The sequence below is a fragment of the Spirosoma pollinicola genome (genome assembly GCF_002831565.1).
Classification (GTDB): Bacteria; Bacteroidota; Bacteroidia; order Cytophagales; family Spirosomataceae; genus Spirosoma; species Spirosoma pollinicola.
The window spans coordinates 5,195,982-5,215,734 of the sequence record NZ_CP025096.1; the positions used below are offsets into that span (position 1 = coordinate 5,195,982).

Genomic DNA, 19,753 nt, shown 5'->3' on the forward strand with positions numbered 1-19,753 from the left:
GGACTAACAAAGAGTATCATGCCTACGGAAAACAACAAAACCAACACAAACGACAAAATTGAGGAATTGGAGAAGAATCGGGAATATAGTACCGATGAATTTCTGACAACAAACCAGGGCTTACGGGTCAGCGATGATCAAAATTCGCTGAAAGCTGGTCCACGCGGAGCCACGCTACTGGAGGACTTTATCCTTCGGGAGAAAATCACGCATTTCGACCATGAGCGTATTCCTGAGCGTATTGTACACGCCCGTGGTGCAGCGGCTCATGGCTATTTTCAGGCCTATGAGTCGCAGGGCAATCTAACCAAAGCGAAATTCTTACAGGACCCTTCCTTAAAAACGCCCGTATTTGTACGGTTTTCCACTGTGGCCGGTTCGCGCGGCTCGAGCGATCTGGCGCGTGATGTTCGCGGGTTTGCCGTCAAGTTTTACACCGAAGAAGGTAACTTCGATCTGGTTGGTAATAACATACCGGTCTTCTTCATTCAGGATGCTATCAAGTTCCCTGACCTGATTCATGCCGTAAAACCCGAACCGCACAACGAAATTCCACAGGCGGCCTCTGCGCATAATACCTTCTGGGATTTTATCTCGATCACCCCCGAGTCGATGCACATGATTATGTGGGTTATGTCTGACCGCTCCTTACCCCGGAGTTACCGGATGATGGAAGGTTTTGGCGTTCATACATTCCGGTTTATTAACGCCGAAGGCAAATCCAGCTTTGTGAAGTTTCATTGGAAACCGCTTCTGGGCGTTCACTCGGTGGTTTGGGATGAAGCACAACTTATCTCGGGCCGCGATGCTGATTTCCACCGTCGCGATCTATGGGACTCGATTAAAGGAGGGGCTTACCCTGAATGGGAATTGGGCGTTCAGATTGTGGACGAGGCCGACGAGCATAAATTTGACTTCGATCTACTGGATTCGACAAAACTCATTCCCGAAGAACTGGTGCCGGTTCAACGCCTTGGTAAGATGGTGCTTGACCGCAATCCCGACAATTATTTTGCTGAAACCGAGCAGGTTGCTTTCCATTTGGGCCATGTGGTTCCCGGCATAGATTTCAGCAATGATCCGCTGTTGCAGGGGCGTTTGTTCTCGTATACAGATACGCAATTGAAACGGCTTGGTGGACCAAATTTCCACGAAATTCCCATCAACCGCCCCATCGTACCCATTCACAACGGGCAGCGCGACGGACACATGCGCCAGGCCATTAATGTTGGCAAGACCAGCTATAGTCCTAATACGCTTAACGGTAATTCACCCGCTCAGGCAGGGGAAAAAGACGGTGGTTTTTCAAGTTACCCTGAACGCATCGACGCGAACAAAGTGCGTGCGCGGAGTAAGAGCTTCATGGATCACTACAGCCAGGCTAAATTATTCTGGAACAGTCAGTCGGATACCGAAAAAACGCACATTGTAAAAGCCCTTCGCTTTGAGTTAGGTAAAGTAGAGGCCGAAGAAATTCGCAAACGGATCGTTATCCAATTGTCTCAAGTTGACACGACACTGGCCACGCTTGTTGCCGAAGGCTTGGGCCTTGAGGTGCCATCGGCAGATGGGGTACAGCTAAACTGGGGTGTCCCCGCCGACGTTGATCCGGAGGAGTATAAGTCCATTCCCGCTCAGTCGAATGTAGGCAGTTCGGCAGCGTTGAGCATGGCCAACCCGCCAAAAGTGGGCATAAAGACCCGTCAGGTAGCTATTCTGGCGGCTGATGGAGTAGACGCTACTGACCTGGAAGCAATGAAAAACGCTTTGTCGGCAGAGGGGGCTGTTATTGCTATTATTGCACCACGGGTGGGTATGCTCAAGACGTCGACTGGTGAGATGGTCAAAATTGACGGCAGCCTGCAAACGTCGGCGTCGGTCGTGTTCGATGCTGTGTATGTGCCCGGTGGTCAGGCCAGCGTCAAATCGCTTTTGCAGGAAGACGAATCCATCCGGTTCATTCATGAAGCCTTCATGCATTGCAAACCCATTGCTGCTACAGGCGAAGGGGTGGATTTGCTGAAAGCTGCTGCTACTGGCGGTGCCGCAACGTTACTAAGCAGTGACGGCGTTATCACCAGCGATCAGTCAAGTAGTGAGGTTCCTCAGAAATTCATTGAGGCTATCGGTCAGCACCGCTTCTGGAGCCGGGAAAAAGTACTCGTGTAAGTAAGCGGGTCGTAATTGTATAGGATTGACAGGGGCTGCCAGCGATGGTAGCCCTTTTTGATTTACCGTTCGCTCAATGCCTGCTTTCATCTGTTGCCGTTTACGAGTAGCCCTGCGACCAATGGTTTAGAACAAATAATTTATCTGAATCATGAGAACAGGATTACTTTTTGGCATGCTACTGGGAGTAGCGAGCCTCAGCGGTTGCGCAACTAAAGAAACCGTAAAACCAACAGAAAACGCGTTAACTACCTTTATCAATGCCGAAAATGCCATTACGTCGGGGTCACGCACGTCGGGTCCCTGGGAGTTGGGTGTGGTATTCAGTTCGTCGGTGGCGGGTAAATTAACGCAGGTCGGTAGTAAGATGCCGGAGCCGGGCTCCTACCGGATCATCGTGTGGGACTTTGATACAAAGCAGGTACTACGTCAAAAATCTATAGAGCAAACTGCGCCTGACAAACTTACCTTGAATGACGTTGAGTCGCTGGCCCTGTCGGCTAACAAAAAGTATGTGATCAGCATCAATAGCCAGTCGGGCGGGGTGAATAAGAAGTATGGCTTCGCCTACAAAACAGGTAGTGTCGATTTCATGCCATTTACAAAGGGGAGCATACTGGTATACAATGCCTGCTATCGCAACACGGCTACCGCTTTGTTCCCCGATGTTACTACCAATGTCAAATATGAACTGTACGGATATCCTGAGTTCACGTTCATACCCGATTGATCCTAAACCCTTCCTCGATTTTAACGTCTCAAGCAAAAAAAGGGCTCTCTGTAGTAGAGAACCCTTTTTTTGCTTGAGACCTGTTTAAACAGGTTCTTAATGAAGAATGATAATTTCCTGATTGATACAATTATTCATTCTACACTCTCCATTATTTTCCCTGTCGCTTAGAACTTGACGTTCACGTTGGCATTGAAGGTCGTGCCCAGCTGGCTGAACTGCGAACCGTTATACCCCAGAATGTCGTAACGACCACTAAAGCCCAGGAAGCCACGCAATAACGCTTTGTCGGCGGGTTTGGCAATGGCTTGTGCTCCCGCGTCGTTCAGGGCTACTAAATCCCATTTAGGCAATACATTCAGCAGGTTGTTTACGTTTATAGTAGCCGAGACTTTTTTGGAGAAGCTATAGCCAACGCTCAAATCAGTAACAACGGCTGGTGTAAACGTAGCTTTGATGTTCTCCATTGCCGAGCCGCCGTTATCCAGATCCTGGAATGAGGTTGAGCCAAACAGGGTGTTGTTCAGATTGATATTCCACCTGGCTATCGAATAATCACCACCAAAGATTACTTTATATTTTGGACGACTCTCGGTGAGCAATGATTTGATCTGCGTGTTCAGGATGCTTGAACCTGCCTCTTTGATGGCCGGCGGATCGGCGGGTGTACCCAGAATTTTGTTTTCCAGCATGATGTTACCCGCTACGTTCAACCCTAACTTACCGGCACCGAGGCTGATGTTCCGGTAAGAAACGACATAGTCAAGACCGGCATTAACCGTGTTGATACCGTTAATGAAGAACTGAACCGTTTTGACACCCGCCTGAGTCAAAATCTTGCCCAGTGTACTGTTGGGGTCCGACGACGAGATGGATGAGCTATAAACGATACGGTCGGTTACGTTAATGTTAAAGTAATCCAGCGTGATAGTCAGGTTTTTCGTTGGATTCAACGCAAGACCTACCGTGTAGTTGGTCGATTTCTCCGGCTTCAGCGGAGGAATACCCAGCAAACTAGCCTGCGAACTGCGGTTGTTGAATAAGCCCGACAATTGGATGGTACCACCCACAAAGGCCGCCTGAACCGACTGTGCGTAGATCTGGTGCAGGGTAGGGGCCCGGAATCCCGTTGAGGCCGAAGCTCTCAACACCACTTTGTCATCCGCAAATTTATAGCGCGATGATAGCTTCCAGACATTGGCTGTGCCGAAATCGCTATAGCTTTCTGTACGGGCAGTACCGTTCAACAGGAAGTTTTTGGTAACGTCATAACTCACATCGGCGTAGGCACCGATGTTGAAACGCTGGTTTGTTCCAGCGTTCAGCTTATTGATACCGGGGAATGAATTGGCCCCTTCGCCGTCGTACGATGCGTCATCTCCTGCAAGGATCGTGTATTTCTCTGTCCGGCCCTCAATACCGAAAGCGATACCTAATTTGTCGGTCACCTGTTTGGATACATCGATGTTGCCAACAAGATGCCCGAACTGGTAGCCGCCTGGTTTGAAGCGTGTTGGACTGGATTTTCCTAGGGTGCGGTTTACAGTGTTCTCTACTGTATAGACCTGCTCATTGAAACCGGTAGTTAAGCTGGCATCATGTTTCCATCCGTTGGTTTCGCCTTTTACACCTACCGTTGCATTGTAGTCGATCAGATTACCTTCAAATGTTGGCCCATAACCGATATACCCTTTGTACAGATCAACATTGTCTTCGGTTGGGAAAGCAAGCGTGGCCTGTGTCAGGTAGTTTTTGCCGCCGTTGTCGGTAATGCTGTGCAGCAAGCCGCGATCCTGCCGCCAGTAAGGGGGACGATAGTTGGCAAAACTAGCTACCCGTTTCACAACCATAGCTGCGTTACCGTACAGATCAAGTTTATCGCCAATGGGTATACTGGCGTTGATCAGGAAGCGGGCCGCTTTTGTGGCCCCCGTACCGTTCACGTTGTTGGCGGTAGGGTAATCTTTCAGGTAGTTCGTGATCAGCGCATTCTGGGCGGCATCGCCACCAAACGTAGCAATCTCGGTGGGTACATCGACAATGCCCGACCGAACGGCACTGTTCTGCTGCATGAAGTCGACGGTGTAATTGACAAATCCTCTACTGCCAACGTTGCTGCCACCATTGAGGGCCAGGTTATACATGCCGCCGTCACCTTTTGACGTGACACCCGTGTTCAGGTTAACGCTGGTATAGTCGAATTTATCTTTCAGGATTATGTTCATTACCCCGGCAATGGCATCGGAACCATACTGGGCCGAGGCACCATCGCGCAAAATTTCAACGCGTTTGATGGCCTGCTGTGGAATGGCCGAAATGTCGACGCCTGTTTCGCCACGACCCGGTGAGAACTGCACATATAACAGTGAACTCAGGTTTTTGCGTTTTCCGTTGATGAGGATCAATGTCCGGCTGGGGCCCATGTTGCGGAGTTCCCAGGGGTCAAGAAGGGTAGTGGCATCGTTAACGGGGGTGTTAACGGTGTTGAACGAAGGCACACGATACTGCAACGATCTGTCGAACGTAGGCTGTCCGGTCGTTCTCAGGTCGTTGGCGGAAATAATATCGACGGGCACGGGTGAGTCGATCAATGAACGCTGTGAAGCGCGGCTACCCACTACCACCACTTCGGCCAGGTCTGCCGAGGACGCATCGAGGGCCACATCGAGCGTAACATCGCTACCCGCTATGCTCACTGTTTTTGTTACCGTTGTTAAGCCCACAAAGGAGTAAACAACCTGATAGCTGCCATTGGCCAGCCGTAACGTATAGGCACCGTTCGCATCGGTCGTTGTGCCCGTTGTGGTCCCTTTGAGTGCGATAGTTGCGCCTACAATAGGTTCTTTAAGCGCATCCCGAACAATTCCTTTCAAAAGGGACTGTGCCTGTGCATTGCCTAATGAAAGGCAAATAAGAAAACCTATTGTACAGAGTGAGTTGATAAGTAAACGATATTTGATCATACTGGTTATATAATAGTTAGACTGTAAATGTATGGGAAATGAGTATATCTGACAAAGTTAAATATCCTTTTTATTAGGTACAATTAATTCTGTAGCTCCAAAAGAATTGTTTTCATTTCAATTAATAAAATAATGTTTTGATTTATTCATAAATAGTAAAATTATTGTTTAATAAGATTTTGAGTAATCATGTTGGATATACTGTATTATCATGTATCTACACCGATACATTCATTTGCTTGGTAGCCGATCTCCCAATTATATACAAAAACGGCGTTCCGCTCAAAAGGCCACAGCCCAGGCGGAACGCCGTTCTATTACAAACGAACCAACTCACATATACGCTTCGTCGCGCCCTACACGCAATTTCACGATTTTAAGGGCATTCAATAGTTTCAATAATGGATAGGCGGGGTCGAACTCGTGCCAGCGAAATCCACCAAAATTGGCTCGACCGCCATATTTGTGGTGATTGTTGTGGTATGACTCACCCATCATCAGGAAGTCGAACGGCAGCAGGTTCCTGGCTGTATCGTCCACTTCGAAGTTGATGTAGCCATAGCGGTGGGCATACCAGTTGATGATGGCACCGTGAACCGGGCCCATCAAAAAGTGGAAAGGGAGCAACAGAAATAACCAGGGGGATGTTGCGAACTGGATATAAAACAGCGTGTAAGCCGTCATCCAGGCTACCCGTACCAGCCATTGATCACCTAAACGTTCCATCCACGGCCAGTTTGGAACCCCCTTTTTGAACTTCGCCGGAATCGAATCGCGGTTGTTCAGGATATCGTTATAATAGGTTCGGGTCTTCCACATCATATCGAATAGGTTTTTAGAATAATCCGGCGAATGCGGGTCATTCTCTGTATCGGCATGGGCGTGGTGCAGCCGGTGCATGATGCCGTAGGCGCGGGGGCTTAGAAAGGAAGAACCCTGGCTGATGAATGTCAGAACGTAAAAAACTTTTTCCCATCCTTTGCTCATGGTGAACATCTGGTGGGCAGCATAGCGGTGGAGGAAGAGCGTCTGCATGAGTACCGAGAGATACCAATGCGCAAGAAAAAAAGCAAGAATAATCATTCGTAAACAGGAGCCCGATGGAAGCCGGGTAAGGGGAGTTAAGCGAATTCCGGCCGTAAAAGTAGCGGCTCCTGGAAGTGCGGGAACTGACTTCTGTCAGATACGAAGATGAGATTAATTAGCTCGTTTTCAGCTTGAATTTTATCAGTTGTTTGCCTGATGAAACTCATACGTTGCCCATCAGATTACCCGCACTTTTGGGCCAGCAAACGCTTACGGATATGCATGTTATTTTCTTTATGATCGGCATTAGTCTGCTGATGGCAATGGGGTTTCTCGGCGCTTTTCTGTGGTCAATGCGCAGCGGCCAGCAAGACGATTTGTATACACCCGCTATGCGAATGCTGGTCGATGACAATGAACCAACCACTGCCTCCACTGATACCCCCGTTTAACAGTCTGTTACCACTATGAATGTTTCACAGAAACCGCCCACAATTATCTCGTCTGATCGAACCCAGCTTGGGAAAGCAGACACACCGCCTGTTGAGTACTTTGCGTATGACAACACCACGGTCCGTAATTTTGCCATAGCCACCATCATTTGGGGGGTAATTGGTATGCTGGTCGGTGTTATAATTGCCAGCCAGTTGTTTGCACCAGCCGCCAACCTTGGCAATCAGTACACGACCTTCGGACGGATTCGGCCCTTGCACACCAACGCGGTCATTTTCGCCTTTGTGGGTAACGCCATTTTTATGGGCGTTTATTATTCGCTCCAGCGGCTCTGTAAAGCCCGGATGTTTAGCGATGTGCTGAGTAAAATTCACTTCTGGGGCTGGCAGGCGATCATAGTATCGGCTGTTTTGACATTACCCCTGGGGCTGACCACTTCGCACGAATACGCCGAACTTGAATGGCCTATCGATATTGCCATCACGTTGATCTGGGTTGTGTTCGGGATCAATATGTTCGGTACGATTATCAAACGTCGGGAACGTCACCTGTATGTAGCCATCTGGTTTTACATCTCAACGTTCGTAACAATTGCCGTACTGCACATTGTGAACTCCTTCGAAATGCCGGTTAGCCTGTTCAAAAGCTACTATCTGTATGCTGGCGTACAGGATGCGCTTGTTCAGTGGTGGTATGGTCACAATGCCGTAGCGTTCTTCCTGACTACGCCGTTTCTGGGAATGATGTATTACTTCCTGCCCAAGATGGCTAAACGGCCTGTTTATTCGTACAAACTATCGATTCTGCACTTCTGGGCCTTGATTTTTTTATACATCTGGGCCGGTCCTCACCATTTACTTTATTCGTCGCTACCCGATTGGGCGCAATCGCTGGGAACCGCTTTCTCCATCATGCTTATTGCGCCATCCTGGGGCGGTATGATCAACGGTCTGCTCACCCTGCGTGGTGCCTGGGACAAGGTACGTGAAGATACCATCCTGAAATTCATGGTGGTAGGCGTGACGGCCTATGGCATGGCCACCTTCGAAGGCCCCCTATTGTCGCTCAAGAACGTGAACGCCATTGGCCACTTTACCGACTGGATCGTAGCCCACGTGCACGTGGGTGCTTTAGGCTGGAATGGCTTCCTGGTTTTTGCTATTCTGTACTGGCTCATTCCGCGTATATATCGCACGGAGCTATACTCGAAAAAACTGATGGCCATCCACTTCTGGATCGCTACGCTGGGTATTCTGTTCTATGCTGTTCCTATGTATATCTCGGGCTTTACCCAGGGTATGATGTGGAAAGAATTTACAGCTGAGGGTGTTCTGAAATACCCTAACTTTCTGGAAACGACGCTGCAATTGCTGCCTATGCACATGATGCGGGCCTTTGGTGGCACGCTCTACCTGACGGGGGCTATTCTGATGGCCGTTAATATCTTCAAAACGATGGCCGCTGGTAAGCTGGTTGCCAATGAAGCCGCCGAAGCACCTGCCCTTGCGGTTGCCTACGTGCCTACCGGTGGCGATACCTTCTGGCACCGCTGGCTCGAACGGAAACCTATTCCGTTCCTGATTGGCTCACTGGTCGTTATTTTGATTGGCTCCATGATCGAGCTGATTCCAACCTTTATGGTGCAATCCAATGTGCCTACCATTTCGGCTGTTCAGCCGTATACGGCGCTTGAAGTGCAGGGTCGTGACCTCTACATTCGTGAAGGTTGCGTGAACTGCCACAGCCAGATGGTTCGGCCGTTCCGCTCAGAAACAGAGCGTTATGGCGAATATTCGAAAGCGGGTGAATTTGTTTATGACCACCCATTCCTGTGGGGTAGCAAACGTACCGGACCGGATCTTCACCGCATCGGCGGCAAGTACCCCGACTCTTGGCACTACCACCACATGCGTGAACCAACATCCATGTCGCCGGGCTCAATTATGCCGCCTTACCCCTGGTTGCTGGAGCAGAAACTCGACGTTTCGAACACATCGGATAAACTCGCTGCCCTGCGCAAAGTGGGTGTTCCTTACTCTGACTTCACGGTCTACAACGCTAATGTTGAGTTAGAAAAACAGGCGAAGGGCGTAAGTGACCAACTGGCTAAAGATGGTATTAAGGTAGCCCCCGATAAGGAGATCGTTGCCCTGATTGGCTACCTGCAACGGTTAGGAACGGATATTAAGAAAATGGAAACAAGTCAAAAATAAGGAGTTAGTATGCAGGAGCGAGTAGTGAGGAGTTGCTTTCGCGTCAGCAAGAGTAAGCGTCAGCCCTCCTCACTCCTTACTCCTCGCTCCCAATACTAAAAAAAGCCATGTTCAAACAATTTATCTCCAAAATACCCGGTGCCGATGTTTATATGGTCGGCTCGTTTCTCACCTTCTTTGCCTTTTTTGCGCTGGTTGGCCTGTATCTCCTTCTGGTTGACAAGACGTACATTAAACAGATGGGCCAACTGCCGCTCGATGATTCGCCAACCGATTAACACCATTCTTCTCCATGAACTTAGTTATATTATTTACTAGCGGGCTGCTGGCCCTGGAGCCGACTCCATCCATGTGGACTGTATCGTCGGGTCAGGATTTGTTGATTATCATGCTGGCCCTGATCCTTCTGGCGGGCATGGTAGTAGTAGGCTTTGTAGCCTTGTATATGTTTCTTGTTCTCAAGAAGGTTTTAGCTCCTGAAGTTGTTGACCAGGTCGTTAGCCATAAGACGTTCCTTCAACAGATAACAGGCATGAAACCCCTGGAACAGGAACATGAACTGGTAATGGAACATGCCTACGATGGCATTGCCGAACTCGACAACCCAACACCACCCTGGTTCATGTGGTTGTTCTATAGCTCAATTATTTTCGCTGTGATCTATATGGTCTCGTACCACATCATTGGTGATGGCAAGGTTATGGTTAACGAATACACGCAGGAAATGGCTATTGCCGATAAAGCGCGTGAAGAGTACATCAGCAAAGTGGCGGGCTCGATCAACGAGAATACTGTAACCCTGATGAAAGACGCCAAAGCTGTTGATGCCGGTAAGACGCTCTTTGCCCAATACTGCGTTGCCTGTCATGGTGCCAGTGCCGAAGGTAAAGTAGGGCCAAACCTGACAGACCCTTTCTGGCTGCACGGCGGTAATGTAAAAGCCGTTTTCCATACCATTACAGAAGGCGTACCCGAAAAAGGTATGATCTCCTGGAAAAAGCAACTTAACCCGCTCCAGGTGCAGCAGGTTGCCAGTTACATACTTTCGCTTCAGGGCTCGAACCCAGCCGGAGCAAAAGAGCCACAGGGTGAAAAAGAAGCTGGTGCCGCTCCGGTAGCCATGCGCTAATAAGACAAATGGACAACGGCCCGAGCCATTTTTTTTCGGGCCGTTGAGCTTTAAAAAGATGAGTGTCAACGTAATTCCCCCTCCAGCTAATTTTCGCAACGTACTGCCCACGTCCGACTCGTCGGGCCATCGGCGCTGGCTTTACCCCCGTAGTATCACGGGTCGTTTTACCCGCTGGCGCACGGTTGTGGCCATTGTTTTACTGGTAGGTTTGTTTGCCGGGCCGTTTGTGTGGGTTGATGGACATCCGTTGTTCATGTTCAATGTACTCGAACGTCGGTTTATCTTTTTTGGAGTTACGTTCTGGCCTCAGGATTTTTATCTGGTTGCCTTCGGCCTTATCACGTTCATTGTATTTGTTATCCTGTTCACGGTGCTGTACGGACGGGTGTGGTGCGGCTGGGCTTGTCCGCAAACGATTTTTATGGAAATGATCTTCCGTAAAATCGAAGTCCTGATCGAAGGCGATTATAACGCGCGTCAACGGCTGGATAATGGCCCCTGGACAACCGAAAAAATAGTTAAAAAGGGTATTAAGCATGCTGTTTTTCTAGTTATTGCTTTTGCCATTAGTAATACCTTTCTGGCCTACATGATCGGTCGCGATCAGTGGTACAGGCTCATTACGGATAATCCCGGCGAGCATTTAGCCGGGCTCTCATCCATGCTGGTGTTTACGGGTGTATTCTACCTCGTTTTTGCCCGTCTGCGCGAAATTGTCTGCACAACTATTTGCCCGTATGGACGCTTACAGGGTGTTTTGCTCGATAAAAATTCACTCATTGTTGCCTATGATTTCATTCGGGGCGAACCCCGGGGGAAAAAAGTGAAGCATAATACCGATGATCAATCAGAGGCTATTCCATCAGGCTTGATTCCCTTGCCTATAGTGCAAAGCGCACCGCCAAAAGGCGACTGTATCGACTGTAAACTTTGCGTGCAGGTTTGCCCAACGGGTATTGATATACGTAATGGAACGCAACTGGAATGCATCAACTGTACACTGTGCGTTGATGCCTGCGACGATATAATGCACAAGATCAATCGCCCGCTCGGTTTGATTCGCATGGACTCCCAGGAGGGTATTGAAAAAGGGAAACCTTTCCGATTTACGGGCCGGATCATGGCGTATACCGGGGTGCTTGTTGCCTTGCTGAGTATTATTGGGTTTATGCTTATTAGCCGTCCCATGCTGGATGTTACGGTACTTCGGGCACCGGGGCAGTTATACCAGCACGAAAAAGGGGGTAACGTATCAAACTTGTATCTGGTTGAACTGGTCAACAAGACCTACAAACCAATTCCTATTCGTTTCAAATTGAGCCGTCCCGATGCCAAACTGGTTTTTGTGCAGCCGTTTTCGGTCATTCCGGGGGGTGAACTGGCAAAGAGCATGTTCTTTATTTACCTGCCCGAAAAATCTATTCAGGAAAACAGTACCCCATTGCAGATTGATATTCTGGTCGACAATAAAGTCATAAAACAGATCAAAACAACCTTTCTGGGGCCGGTAAAGTAAGTGGAGTAAGTGAAGTATGTGGAATTAGTGAAGTAAGTTAAAACGGGTACCAACCACTCCACACACTTCACATACTCCACTAATTCCACCCACTCCACCAATACCACTCACTCCACCAATTCCACTTAATCATTAATACTATGAACTGGGGAAAATCAATTGTACTCACTTTTGTTGTCTTTGCCGGGTTTATTGGCACGATGGTTTACAAAATGACCCGCCAAAGTGTCGATCTGGTACGCGACGATTATTACCAGACCGAGATGACGTATCAACAGCAGATTGATCGCGAAATCAATGCCCGCCAGAAAAGTCCTGTTAACATGACGTATCAGGCTGATAAAAATCAATTTGCTATTGAATTACCCGCCACGCTTCGTAAGGGCGACATCCACTTTTATCGGCCTTCAAATCTCAAATTAGACTTCAGTATACCGCTCGATGCCAGTCAGGTTGGAACAAAAGTAGTGTCGACCGCTAAACTGGCTCGGGGTCGCTGGCTGGTGAAACTAAACTGGTCTGACGATCAGCGAGAATACTATACTGAGCAGGAATTGTCCTTATAAATTACCATGAATATTTACACGCTCTGGTGGGCCGCAGCACTAACGACAGGCCTGGTTGGGAGTCTGCACTGCGTTGGCATGTGCGGGCCGCTGGCTATGGCGATGCCGGTAGGGCGGTTGCCCCGTTCGCAGCGTGGTCTGGCCATAGGGCTGTATCATGGCGGTCGGGTACTGGCCTATTCCGGCCTGGGTTTGCTCATGGGCACCATTGGGCAGGGCATATTACTGGCTGGCTTGCAGCGCCCGGTGTCTATTGTAGCGGGCCTGTTTTTACTGGCCTGGACACTGGTTAACCGGGGACTGTTTCCGGGACTTACCATGAGCCGGGCAACGCGCTGGGTGGTTCAGCCAATGACTCGTTTTTTGCAAAATCCTACCTTGTCGGCATTTGCAGGCCTGGGATTTCTCAATGGGTTGCTGCCCTGTGGATTTGTCTACGTAGCTCTTGCCGGTGCCGTAACGACAAGCAGTGCGGCAACCGGTGCGGTGTATATGGCCCTGTTTGGGTTAGGAACCGTACCGGCACTGGTATCGATTCGGTTTTTGCCGAGCTTATTCCCGGCGGCTCTGCGTCGGCGGTTTACCTTATTTGTGCCCGTCGTTACTGTTGCGCTGGGCCTTTTACTACTCGTGCGGGGCGTTTATAACCCCACCATAACCGACGAACACGGACATCAGATTCCCGTTTGTCATGGCAGCACCGCGCTCTCAGCACCCCATCCGCATTAATAATCATGCAGAATTAAAACATATTTTTTACCACAGAGACGGTCCGCCGTGCGGCACAGAGAGCACAGAGGTCAAACAGGCTAATTTCTTTCCTATTTGAACCTCTGTGCTCTCTGTGCCGCACGGCGGACCGTCTCTGTGGTAAAAAATTTTCTTAGGTATTTATAATCCTGAGCATAAAGCCTGCGTATGACAAGTATCAGGCTTTGTACTCTCAATCATCAACCATTTGCCCCGCTGGCAGAGTGAACTTAGAGCACATCTTTTTTTGTGCTCAGCATGCGTCATAAATCGCCCCCCAAAGATCATTCATTAACCGGTCTTTCGACTGTGCAGGCCGAAACTGCCCGGAATAAATTCGGTAGTAATCAGCTAACAAAGCCGGAATCCCAAACGGGTTGGCGGCTGCTTGTTGAAGTGGTTTCCGAACCTATGTTTATTCTGCTGGCCATTGCGGGGACACTGTATGTGTTGCTGGGACAGTGGCAGGAAGGTATTATACTGGGTATTGCCATGTGCCTTGTGTCGGGAATCTCGGTCTTTCAAACGATACGCAGCGATCGGGCCCTGCTGGCCCTCCGGCAGCTTACACAACCAATGGCTTCGGTTCTTCGTGATGGCAAGCTCACTACAATAGCCGTAGAGCAGGTTGTGGTAGGTGATACTGTCTGGCTTACAGAAGGGCAGACGGTTCCGGCCGATGGGCTGCTGATTCAGGCCAACGACTGCGCTGTCGATGAAGCCATATTGACCGGTGAATCGGTGCCTGTAAGTAAACTAACATCCGATACGGATCAGTTCTTTGCCGGGACATTACTGGTGTCTGGAAGTGCTTATGTGCGGATAACGGCCGTTGGGGGTACCACCGAACTGGATAAACTGGGTCGTTCACTTCAGGCTATCAAGGTCGAAAAAACACCCTTACAGCTGCAAATCAACCAGTTTGTCCGACGAATGGCCGTTGCCGGTTTTGGCGCTTTTGCGCTGGTATGGGGTGTTAATTTTGCTCATTCCGGCAACTGGGCCACCTCGCTGTTATTGGGGCTGACCATCGCCATGTCGGTATTGCCCGAAGAAATTCCGGTTGCTTTTAGCAGTTTCATGGCCCTGGGAGCGGCAAGAATGATTCGGTTTGGCGTTCTGACCAAACAGCCCCAGACCGTCGAAAGTGTAGGCTCGGCTACCGTAATCTGTACTGATAAAACGGGTACGATTACCCAGGAGGGTATGACCCTCGCTAAGCTGTATGACGGTAACACAATGACAGAACTATCCCTGAATCAGTTCTTGACCAGCTCGGCACGTACTGTGCTTTCCTATGCCCGCTGGGCCAGTGAATCTGAGCCGTTTGATTCAATGGAGCGAGCTATTGTCGTGGCCTATCAGCGTGTCTTTAACGCAAAGGACGCTATTCTAAGGCCTATTATTCATGAATATCCGTTAGGGGGAACACCGCCTATGATGACCCACGTTTATTCGCTCGATACCGGGCCGGAACGAGTGGCGGGCAAGGGGGCTGTAGAACGTATTGTTCGCATCTGTCATTTATCGGAAAGTGACGCGGCTCGAATACTTCTGGAGGCAAACGAACTGGCAAAGCAGGGTTACCGGGTGCTGGGTATAGCGGGCAGCGACTGGGCAGGCGATACGTACCCCACCGATCAGGATGATTTTAAGTGGTCATTCAAAGGATTGATAGCGCTGGAGAATCCGCCCAAACCCAATGCAAAAAAGGTTATTCGCCAGTTCGGACAGGCGGGCATTACCGTGAAAATGATTACCGGCGATTCGCCCGAAACGGCTCAGGCTATTGCCCGTCAGGTGGCACTGCCTTCTAATGACAGGCTCCTCACCGGCGATCAGGTCATGGCACTTTCCGATGTTGACTTACAGCAGGAAGTTGCTTCTGTTAATGTCTTCGCCAGGATGTTTCCTGAGGCAAAACTGCGCGTTATTCGGGCGCTGAAGGCGGTTGGCGAGGTGGTGGCCATGACTGGCGACGGCGTCAATGACGGCCCGGCCCTCAAAGCTGCTCATATTGGTGTGGCTATGGGCAAACGGGGTACAGAGTTAGCCAGGCAAGCGGCATCGCTGGTATTGGTCAACGATGATTTGAGCGGAATGGTGGATGCTATTGCCCAGGGACGACGAATTTACCAGAACCTGAAGCGGGCAATTGGCTATATTGTTTCGATCCATATCCCGATCATTCTGACAGTAGCTATTCCATTGCTTTTTGGCTGGCGGTACATAAACCTGTTCAGCCCTATACACGTCATTTTTCTGGAATTGGTGATGGGGCCAACCTGTTCGATTGCTTTCGAGAACGAACCGGCTGAAGGCGATTTGATGAAACAGCCGCCCCGACCACTGTCTGATACTTTTTTTACCGGGGGAGAACTTAGCTTTCGGGTGCTCCAGGGATTGGCCATCGCACTGGCCACGTTGGGTATTTATTACCAGATGATGAAGGAAGGGAACACGCTCGAACACGTGCGAACCATGACGTTTCTAACGCTTGTGCTGAGTAATATATGGCTTACACTGGTGAGCCGCTCAGACCGGGCGTCGGTGCTGACAACGCTTCGGCGTCCTAATCGACTGCTTTGGCTTATGCTGGGCCTCACTATTGGTATGTTGACGGCCATTTTATGGTTGCCTGACGCCCGGCATCTTGCTCAATTCGACCGGTTGGCGGTTAATGAACTCGGTCGTTGTGTGTGGATGTCGCTGGCGGGTGTAGGCTGGATAGAGGGCTATAAACTCTGGAAACGGCAGCGATCAAACGTTCGATAAACCAAGCGATAGCGCTTCGGGGTTGACCTCGTCGGAAGGTCCCTCATGGCGCCATAGTTCAATGCCCTGTTGGACTAGAATATAGGTGGGGAATTTATCTACTGAAAAACTTTGTACCACATCGGGGTGTAACGTTTCGTCGATCTTTAAAATTTTAATTGCCTCACCAAGGTACTGCTGTAACGTGTCGACAAGTTTCGACACGGCACCGTTCTCGCGACTCGCTGATGGCAAAAAAGCCAATAATACGGCCGTTTTTGCGGGAATCAGTATGGGGGGATGTTTAGTAAGATCCATGATGAATATATCCGGTCGTCGTATTAATAAGCAGTATAGCTGGAATGGTAATTGTCTGTAAAGTTGGAGCAATAGCCTTACAAACTCTATGATGAGAGTCAAAAAGGGGACTGATTTTTAACAGATTTACCCGGATGGAGCCAGGGTAAACCACAAAGATGATTCGCTTCTTCAACCTAGTACGCACGGGTGTTAATTCAGTTGGATAGTAAACTTAGTTTTATGTTTAATGAGTTTTAGGGAAATTTATATACATTCATACTTCAATACACCGGCTATCTGAGGATTTAAGTCAACCAATTTTGTAAGTCGGTTATTTTGTATCTGTCCAACCTAAAAAATAGTTTTCGTAACCGCACGATATCGTTTACTTACAGGCTATGTCAACCTCCTCTTATGCTTCCGGATCTCTCCTTGAATCGTCTAACAGAATTGCTTTTTCAACAGAGCGAGGATTTTATTGGTATTTACGACATTGATACCAAACGTTTTGCACGCGTTAATCAGGCTGGTGCCCGTATGCTGGGTTTTGCTTCGGAGTCTGAATTTCTGGGTAATGAAACCTGGTCGAAACCGCTATTACTTATCCCTTATGCTGTAGATGAACCACAGGACGATTTGATTCAAAAGGTGCGGCAAAACGGGCGCTATGAAGAGGAAGCCGAGCGGTGGCGGCAGGATGGTGGACGATTCTGGAGTCGACTCGTCATTACGGCGCTTACACACGAAGGGTCACATTACTTTCTAGTCTATCTTACAAATCAGGGGCGACTGCACCAGGCCGAGCAGGAACTGAAACAAAGCGTTCAACGCTACGAAGCGGTATTTACCCATGCTACCATTGGGATCATCGTTGCCAACCAGCGGGGCCAGATCGTGTCGGTTAATCATATGGTACAGCAACTGTTTGGCTATCAGAGCAATGAGCTCATTGGTGAACCTATTGAGATGCTGGTCCCTACAAGTGTTGGTCAGTATCATGAGCGTCTTCGGCAGTCGTTTGCGGATAATCCGCAGGTGCGTGAAATGGGCCATAATCGCGATTTGCACGCTCGCAGGAAGGATGGCTCCGTGTTTCCGACCGAAATCAGCCTGAGCTATTTTCAACTCGACGATGAGTTTTATGCTGTTGCCTACATTATCGATATTTCGTTCAAAAAAGAAGCCGAACGTGAATTGCTGGCACACCGCGACCGCATCGAACGGCTTAATACAGACTTGGAACAGAAAGTAGCCGACCGTACTCACGCGCTCATGAATACGCTGGAGCAACTGGAACAGTCGAAAGATGAATTAGCGAAAGCGCTGGTGGCAGAACGAGAACTGGGTGAATTGAAATCACGTTTTGTCGAAATGGCTTCGCATGAGTTTCGTACACCCCTGACAACCGTACTCACATCGGCAACCCTGATTGAAAAATATCCCGAGGGCGATCAACAGGACAAACGCCAGAAACACCTGCAACGTATACGGTCATCCGTAAAACACCTCAACGACATTCTGGAAGAGTTTTTGTCGGTCGGTAAACTTGAAGAAGGAAAGGTCAAAGCTCAACCGGTATCGGTCGATCTGGAGCAACTTATTCAGGATGTTGTTGCCGAGATTCAGGGGACGCTGAAAGTTGCACAGGTCGTTCAATTATCAATAAATTGCCCCAATCGGGTTTGGCTCGACCCGTCGATGTTGCGAAAAGTGATGGTCAATCTGTTAACGAATGCCAGCAAGTACTCCGGCGAAGGTATGACGATTATGGTGAAGGCCGAATGCGTCAATAACGTTGCCATATTATCTGTAGCCGACCAGGGAATCGGTATCTCGGCAGAGGACCAGGAACATTTGTTTGAACGGTTCTTTCGAGCCCAGAATGCGATCAATAAACCCGGTACCGGCCTGGGGCTGCACATTGTAGCCCGATACGTTGAGATAATGGGGGGGACAGTCGATCTCCAAAGTGAATTAAATAAAGGTACAACAGTGACTCTACTCCTGCCATATGAAAACCATCCTCTTGATTGAAGATAACGATGCTATTCGTGAAAATACAGCCGAAATTCTGGAACTGACCGGCTACACAGTTTTAACCGCCGAAAATGGTAAGCTCGGTGTTGAAAAAGCCCTGGAAAGCAAGCCGGATCTGGTCATTTGCGACATTATGATGCCAATTCTGGATGGCTATGGCGTGCTGCATATTTTTAATAAAAATCCGCAGCTTTCGGGCATCCCATTTATCTTTCTGACCGCCAAAAGCGAACGGACAGACTTTCGGAAGGGCATGGAACTGGGGGCCGATGACTACCTCACCAAACCGTTCGATGAATCGGAACTGCTTAGCGCTATTGAAGGGCGGCTGAACCGGTTCCAGAACGTTGCACCCCAGCAACTTAAACCGGACTACGATTTACAACAGGATGGCCTTAACCAGTTTCTGGACGATGCCCGTCAGGTGGGTAACCTGGAAAGTTTGTCCACAGACCGGAAAACGCATGCCATCCGTAAAAAACAGTTTGTCTATTCCGAAGGCGACGAACCCACTCGATTGTATTTTTTGAAGTCGGGTAAAGTGAAAACGGTTCGGACCAATGCCGATGGTAAAGAACTGATTACGGGACTCTATAAAGCCGGTGATTTTTTTGGGTACCTTCCCCTCCTCGAAAATGCCGAGTACACCGACTCGGCCATTACACTCGACGATTCTGACCTTGTTTATATTCCCAAAGGCGACTTTCGGCAGCTCTTGCAGGCTAATCCTGCTGTTGGTCAGCAGTTTATAAAGTTACTGGCGGGGCGCGTGAGCGAGCGTGAAAAGCAGCTGTTGGGTATGGCCTACAGTTCGCTCCGGCGTCGGGTGGCCGATACGCTGCTTAAGCTGTACGATCAGCAACCCGATGCCATTATTCAACTCTCCCGCGACGATCTGGCGGCCATCATCGGCACCGCTACGGAGTCGTTGATTCGCACATTGAGCGAATTTAAACACGATGGGCTGGTTGAACTGGTTGGTGCCGGTATTCGGGTGTTGCAGCCTGCTAAACTACGTCGGGCCAACTGGTAGGTTGATCAATTATCGTGTCGACTCTTAAACGGCGGGAAGAAAAGCAGATGAACAACAACGGCATGAATAATTTCACGAATGACCAAAGTCATTGGTTAAGCTAAGTTTGCT

General features: G+C 49.2%; 15 protein-coding genes. 12 read left to right on the forward strand and 3 right to left on the reverse strand.

Translation table 11 applies throughout. The features are described 5' to 3' along the window. Window positions 1-18 precede the first annotated feature (18 nt). Both katE and CWM47_RS21890 read left to right on the forward strand, forming a co-directional pair. The gene (gene katE, locus CWM47_RS21885) at window positions 19-2,169 is read left to right on the forward strand and encodes a catalase HPII (RefSeq protein ID WP_100990324.1); all 2,151 of its coding nucleotides are present in this window, start codon (window positions 19-21) and stop codon (window positions 2,167-2,169) included. A gap of 151 nt (window positions 2,170-2,320) precedes the next feature. Beyond that, window positions 2,321-2,899 carry a DUF4082 domain-containing protein gene (locus CWM47_RS21890; RefSeq protein ID WP_100990325.1) on the forward strand — a complete coding sequence of 193 codons (579 nt, stop codon included), beginning with the start codon at window positions 2,321-2,323 and terminating at the stop codon, window positions 2,897-2,899. A 167-nt stretch (window positions 2,900-3,066) separates the two neighbouring features. On the opposite strand, the gene CWM47_RS21895 is transcribed toward CWM47_RS21890, so the two are convergent. Both CWM47_RS21895 and CWM47_RS21900 read right to left on the reverse strand, forming a co-directional pair. Further along, complete coding sequence (locus CWM47_RS21895; RefSeq protein WP_100990326.1) at window positions 3,067-5,862, reverse strand: TonB-dependent receptor; 2,796 nt, start codon at window positions 5,860-5,862, stop codon at window positions 3,067-3,069. Window positions 5,863-6,195: 333 nt separating this feature from the next. Beyond that, window positions 6,196-6,945 carry an acyl-CoA desaturase gene (locus tag CWM47_RS21900; protein WP_100990327.1) on the reverse strand — a complete coding sequence of 250 codons (750 nt, stop codon included), beginning with the start codon at window positions 6,943-6,945 and terminating at the stop codon, window positions 6,196-6,198. Window positions 6,946-7,118: 173 nt separating this feature from the next. On the opposite strand from CWM47_RS21900, the gene ccoS reads away from it, so the two are divergent. The 8 genes from ccoS (at window position 7,119) to CWM47_RS21935 (ending at window position 16,293) form a co-directional block, all read left to right on the forward strand. Continuing rightward, window positions 7,119-7,340: a cbb3-type cytochrome oxidase assembly protein CcoS gene (ccoS, locus tag CWM47_RS21905; protein WP_394341947.1), complete on the forward strand. Its 222-nt coding sequence runs from the start codon at window positions 7,119-7,121 to the stop codon at window positions 7,338-7,340. 15 nt (window positions 7,341-7,355) lie between these two features. Continuing rightward, window positions 7,356-9,554 (forward strand): cytochrome-c oxidase, cbb3-type subunit I, encoded by a 2,199-nt coding sequence (gene ccoN / locus CWM47_RS21910; protein ID WP_100990329.1) that lies wholly within the window; start codon window positions 7,356-7,358, stop codon window positions 9,552-9,554. Window positions 9,555-9,661: 107 nt separating this feature from the next. Continuing rightward, window positions 9,662-9,832, forward strand: a complete 171-nt coding sequence (locus CWM47_RS38795; RefSeq protein ID WP_170069440.1) for a hypothetical protein — start codon at window positions 9,662-9,664, stop codon at window positions 9,830-9,832. A gap of 14 nt (window positions 9,833-9,846) precedes the next feature. After that, the gene (locus CWM47_RS21915) at window positions 9,847-10,683 is read left to right on the forward strand and encodes a cbb3-type cytochrome c oxidase N-terminal domain-containing protein (protein WP_100990330.1); all 837 of its coding nucleotides are present in this window, start codon (window positions 9,847-9,849) and stop codon (window positions 10,681-10,683) included. Window positions 10,684-10,741: 58 nt separating this feature from the next. Then, on the forward strand, window positions 10,742-12,202 hold the full coding sequence (gene ccoG / locus CWM47_RS21920; RefSeq protein ID WP_100990331.1) for a cytochrome c oxidase accessory protein CcoG: 1,461 nt from the start codon (window positions 10,742-10,744) through the stop codon (window positions 12,200-12,202). A gap of 140 nt (window positions 12,203-12,342) precedes the next feature. Then, complete coding sequence (locus CWM47_RS21925) at window positions 12,343-12,768, forward strand: FixH family protein (protein WP_100990332.1); 426 nt, start codon at window positions 12,343-12,345, stop codon at window positions 12,766-12,768. A 6-nt stretch (window positions 12,769-12,774) separates the two neighbouring features. Beyond that, window positions 12,775-13,497, forward strand: coding sequence for a sulfite exporter TauE/SafE family protein (locus tag CWM47_RS21930; protein WP_100990333.1), 723 nt, complete (start codon window positions 12,775-12,777; stop codon window positions 13,495-13,497). 279 nt (window positions 13,498-13,776) lie between these two features. Beyond that, entirely contained in the window at window positions 13,777-16,293 is a 2,517-nt protein-coding gene (locus tag CWM47_RS21935; protein ID WP_100990334.1) for a cation-translocating P-type ATPase, read from the forward strand. On the opposite strand, the gene CWM47_RS21940 is transcribed toward CWM47_RS21935, so the two are convergent. After that, window positions 16,279-16,590: a thioredoxin domain-containing protein gene (locus CWM47_RS21940; RefSeq protein WP_100990335.1), complete on the reverse strand. Its 312-nt coding sequence runs from the start codon at window positions 16,588-16,590 to the stop codon at window positions 16,279-16,281. The two genes, CWM47_RS21935 and CWM47_RS21940, sit on opposite strands and share 15 nt — an antisense overlap. Window positions 16,591-16,986: 396 nt before the next feature. Here CWM47_RS21940 and CWM47_RS21945 point away from each other — a divergent pair, with 396 nt between their 5' ends. Next, a complete protein-coding gene (locus CWM47_RS21945) occupies window positions 16,987-18,606 on the forward strand; it encodes a sensor histidine kinase (RefSeq protein ID WP_100990336.1) in 1,620 nt (539 codons plus the stop codon). Beyond that, a complete protein-coding gene (locus tag CWM47_RS21950) occupies window positions 18,584-19,642 on the forward strand; it encodes a response regulator (RefSeq protein ID WP_100990337.1) in 1,059 nt (352 codons plus the stop codon). The genes CWM47_RS21945 and CWM47_RS21950 overlap by 23 nt, the downstream gene beginning before the upstream one ends. Window positions 19,643-19,753: the final 111 nt, after the last annotated feature.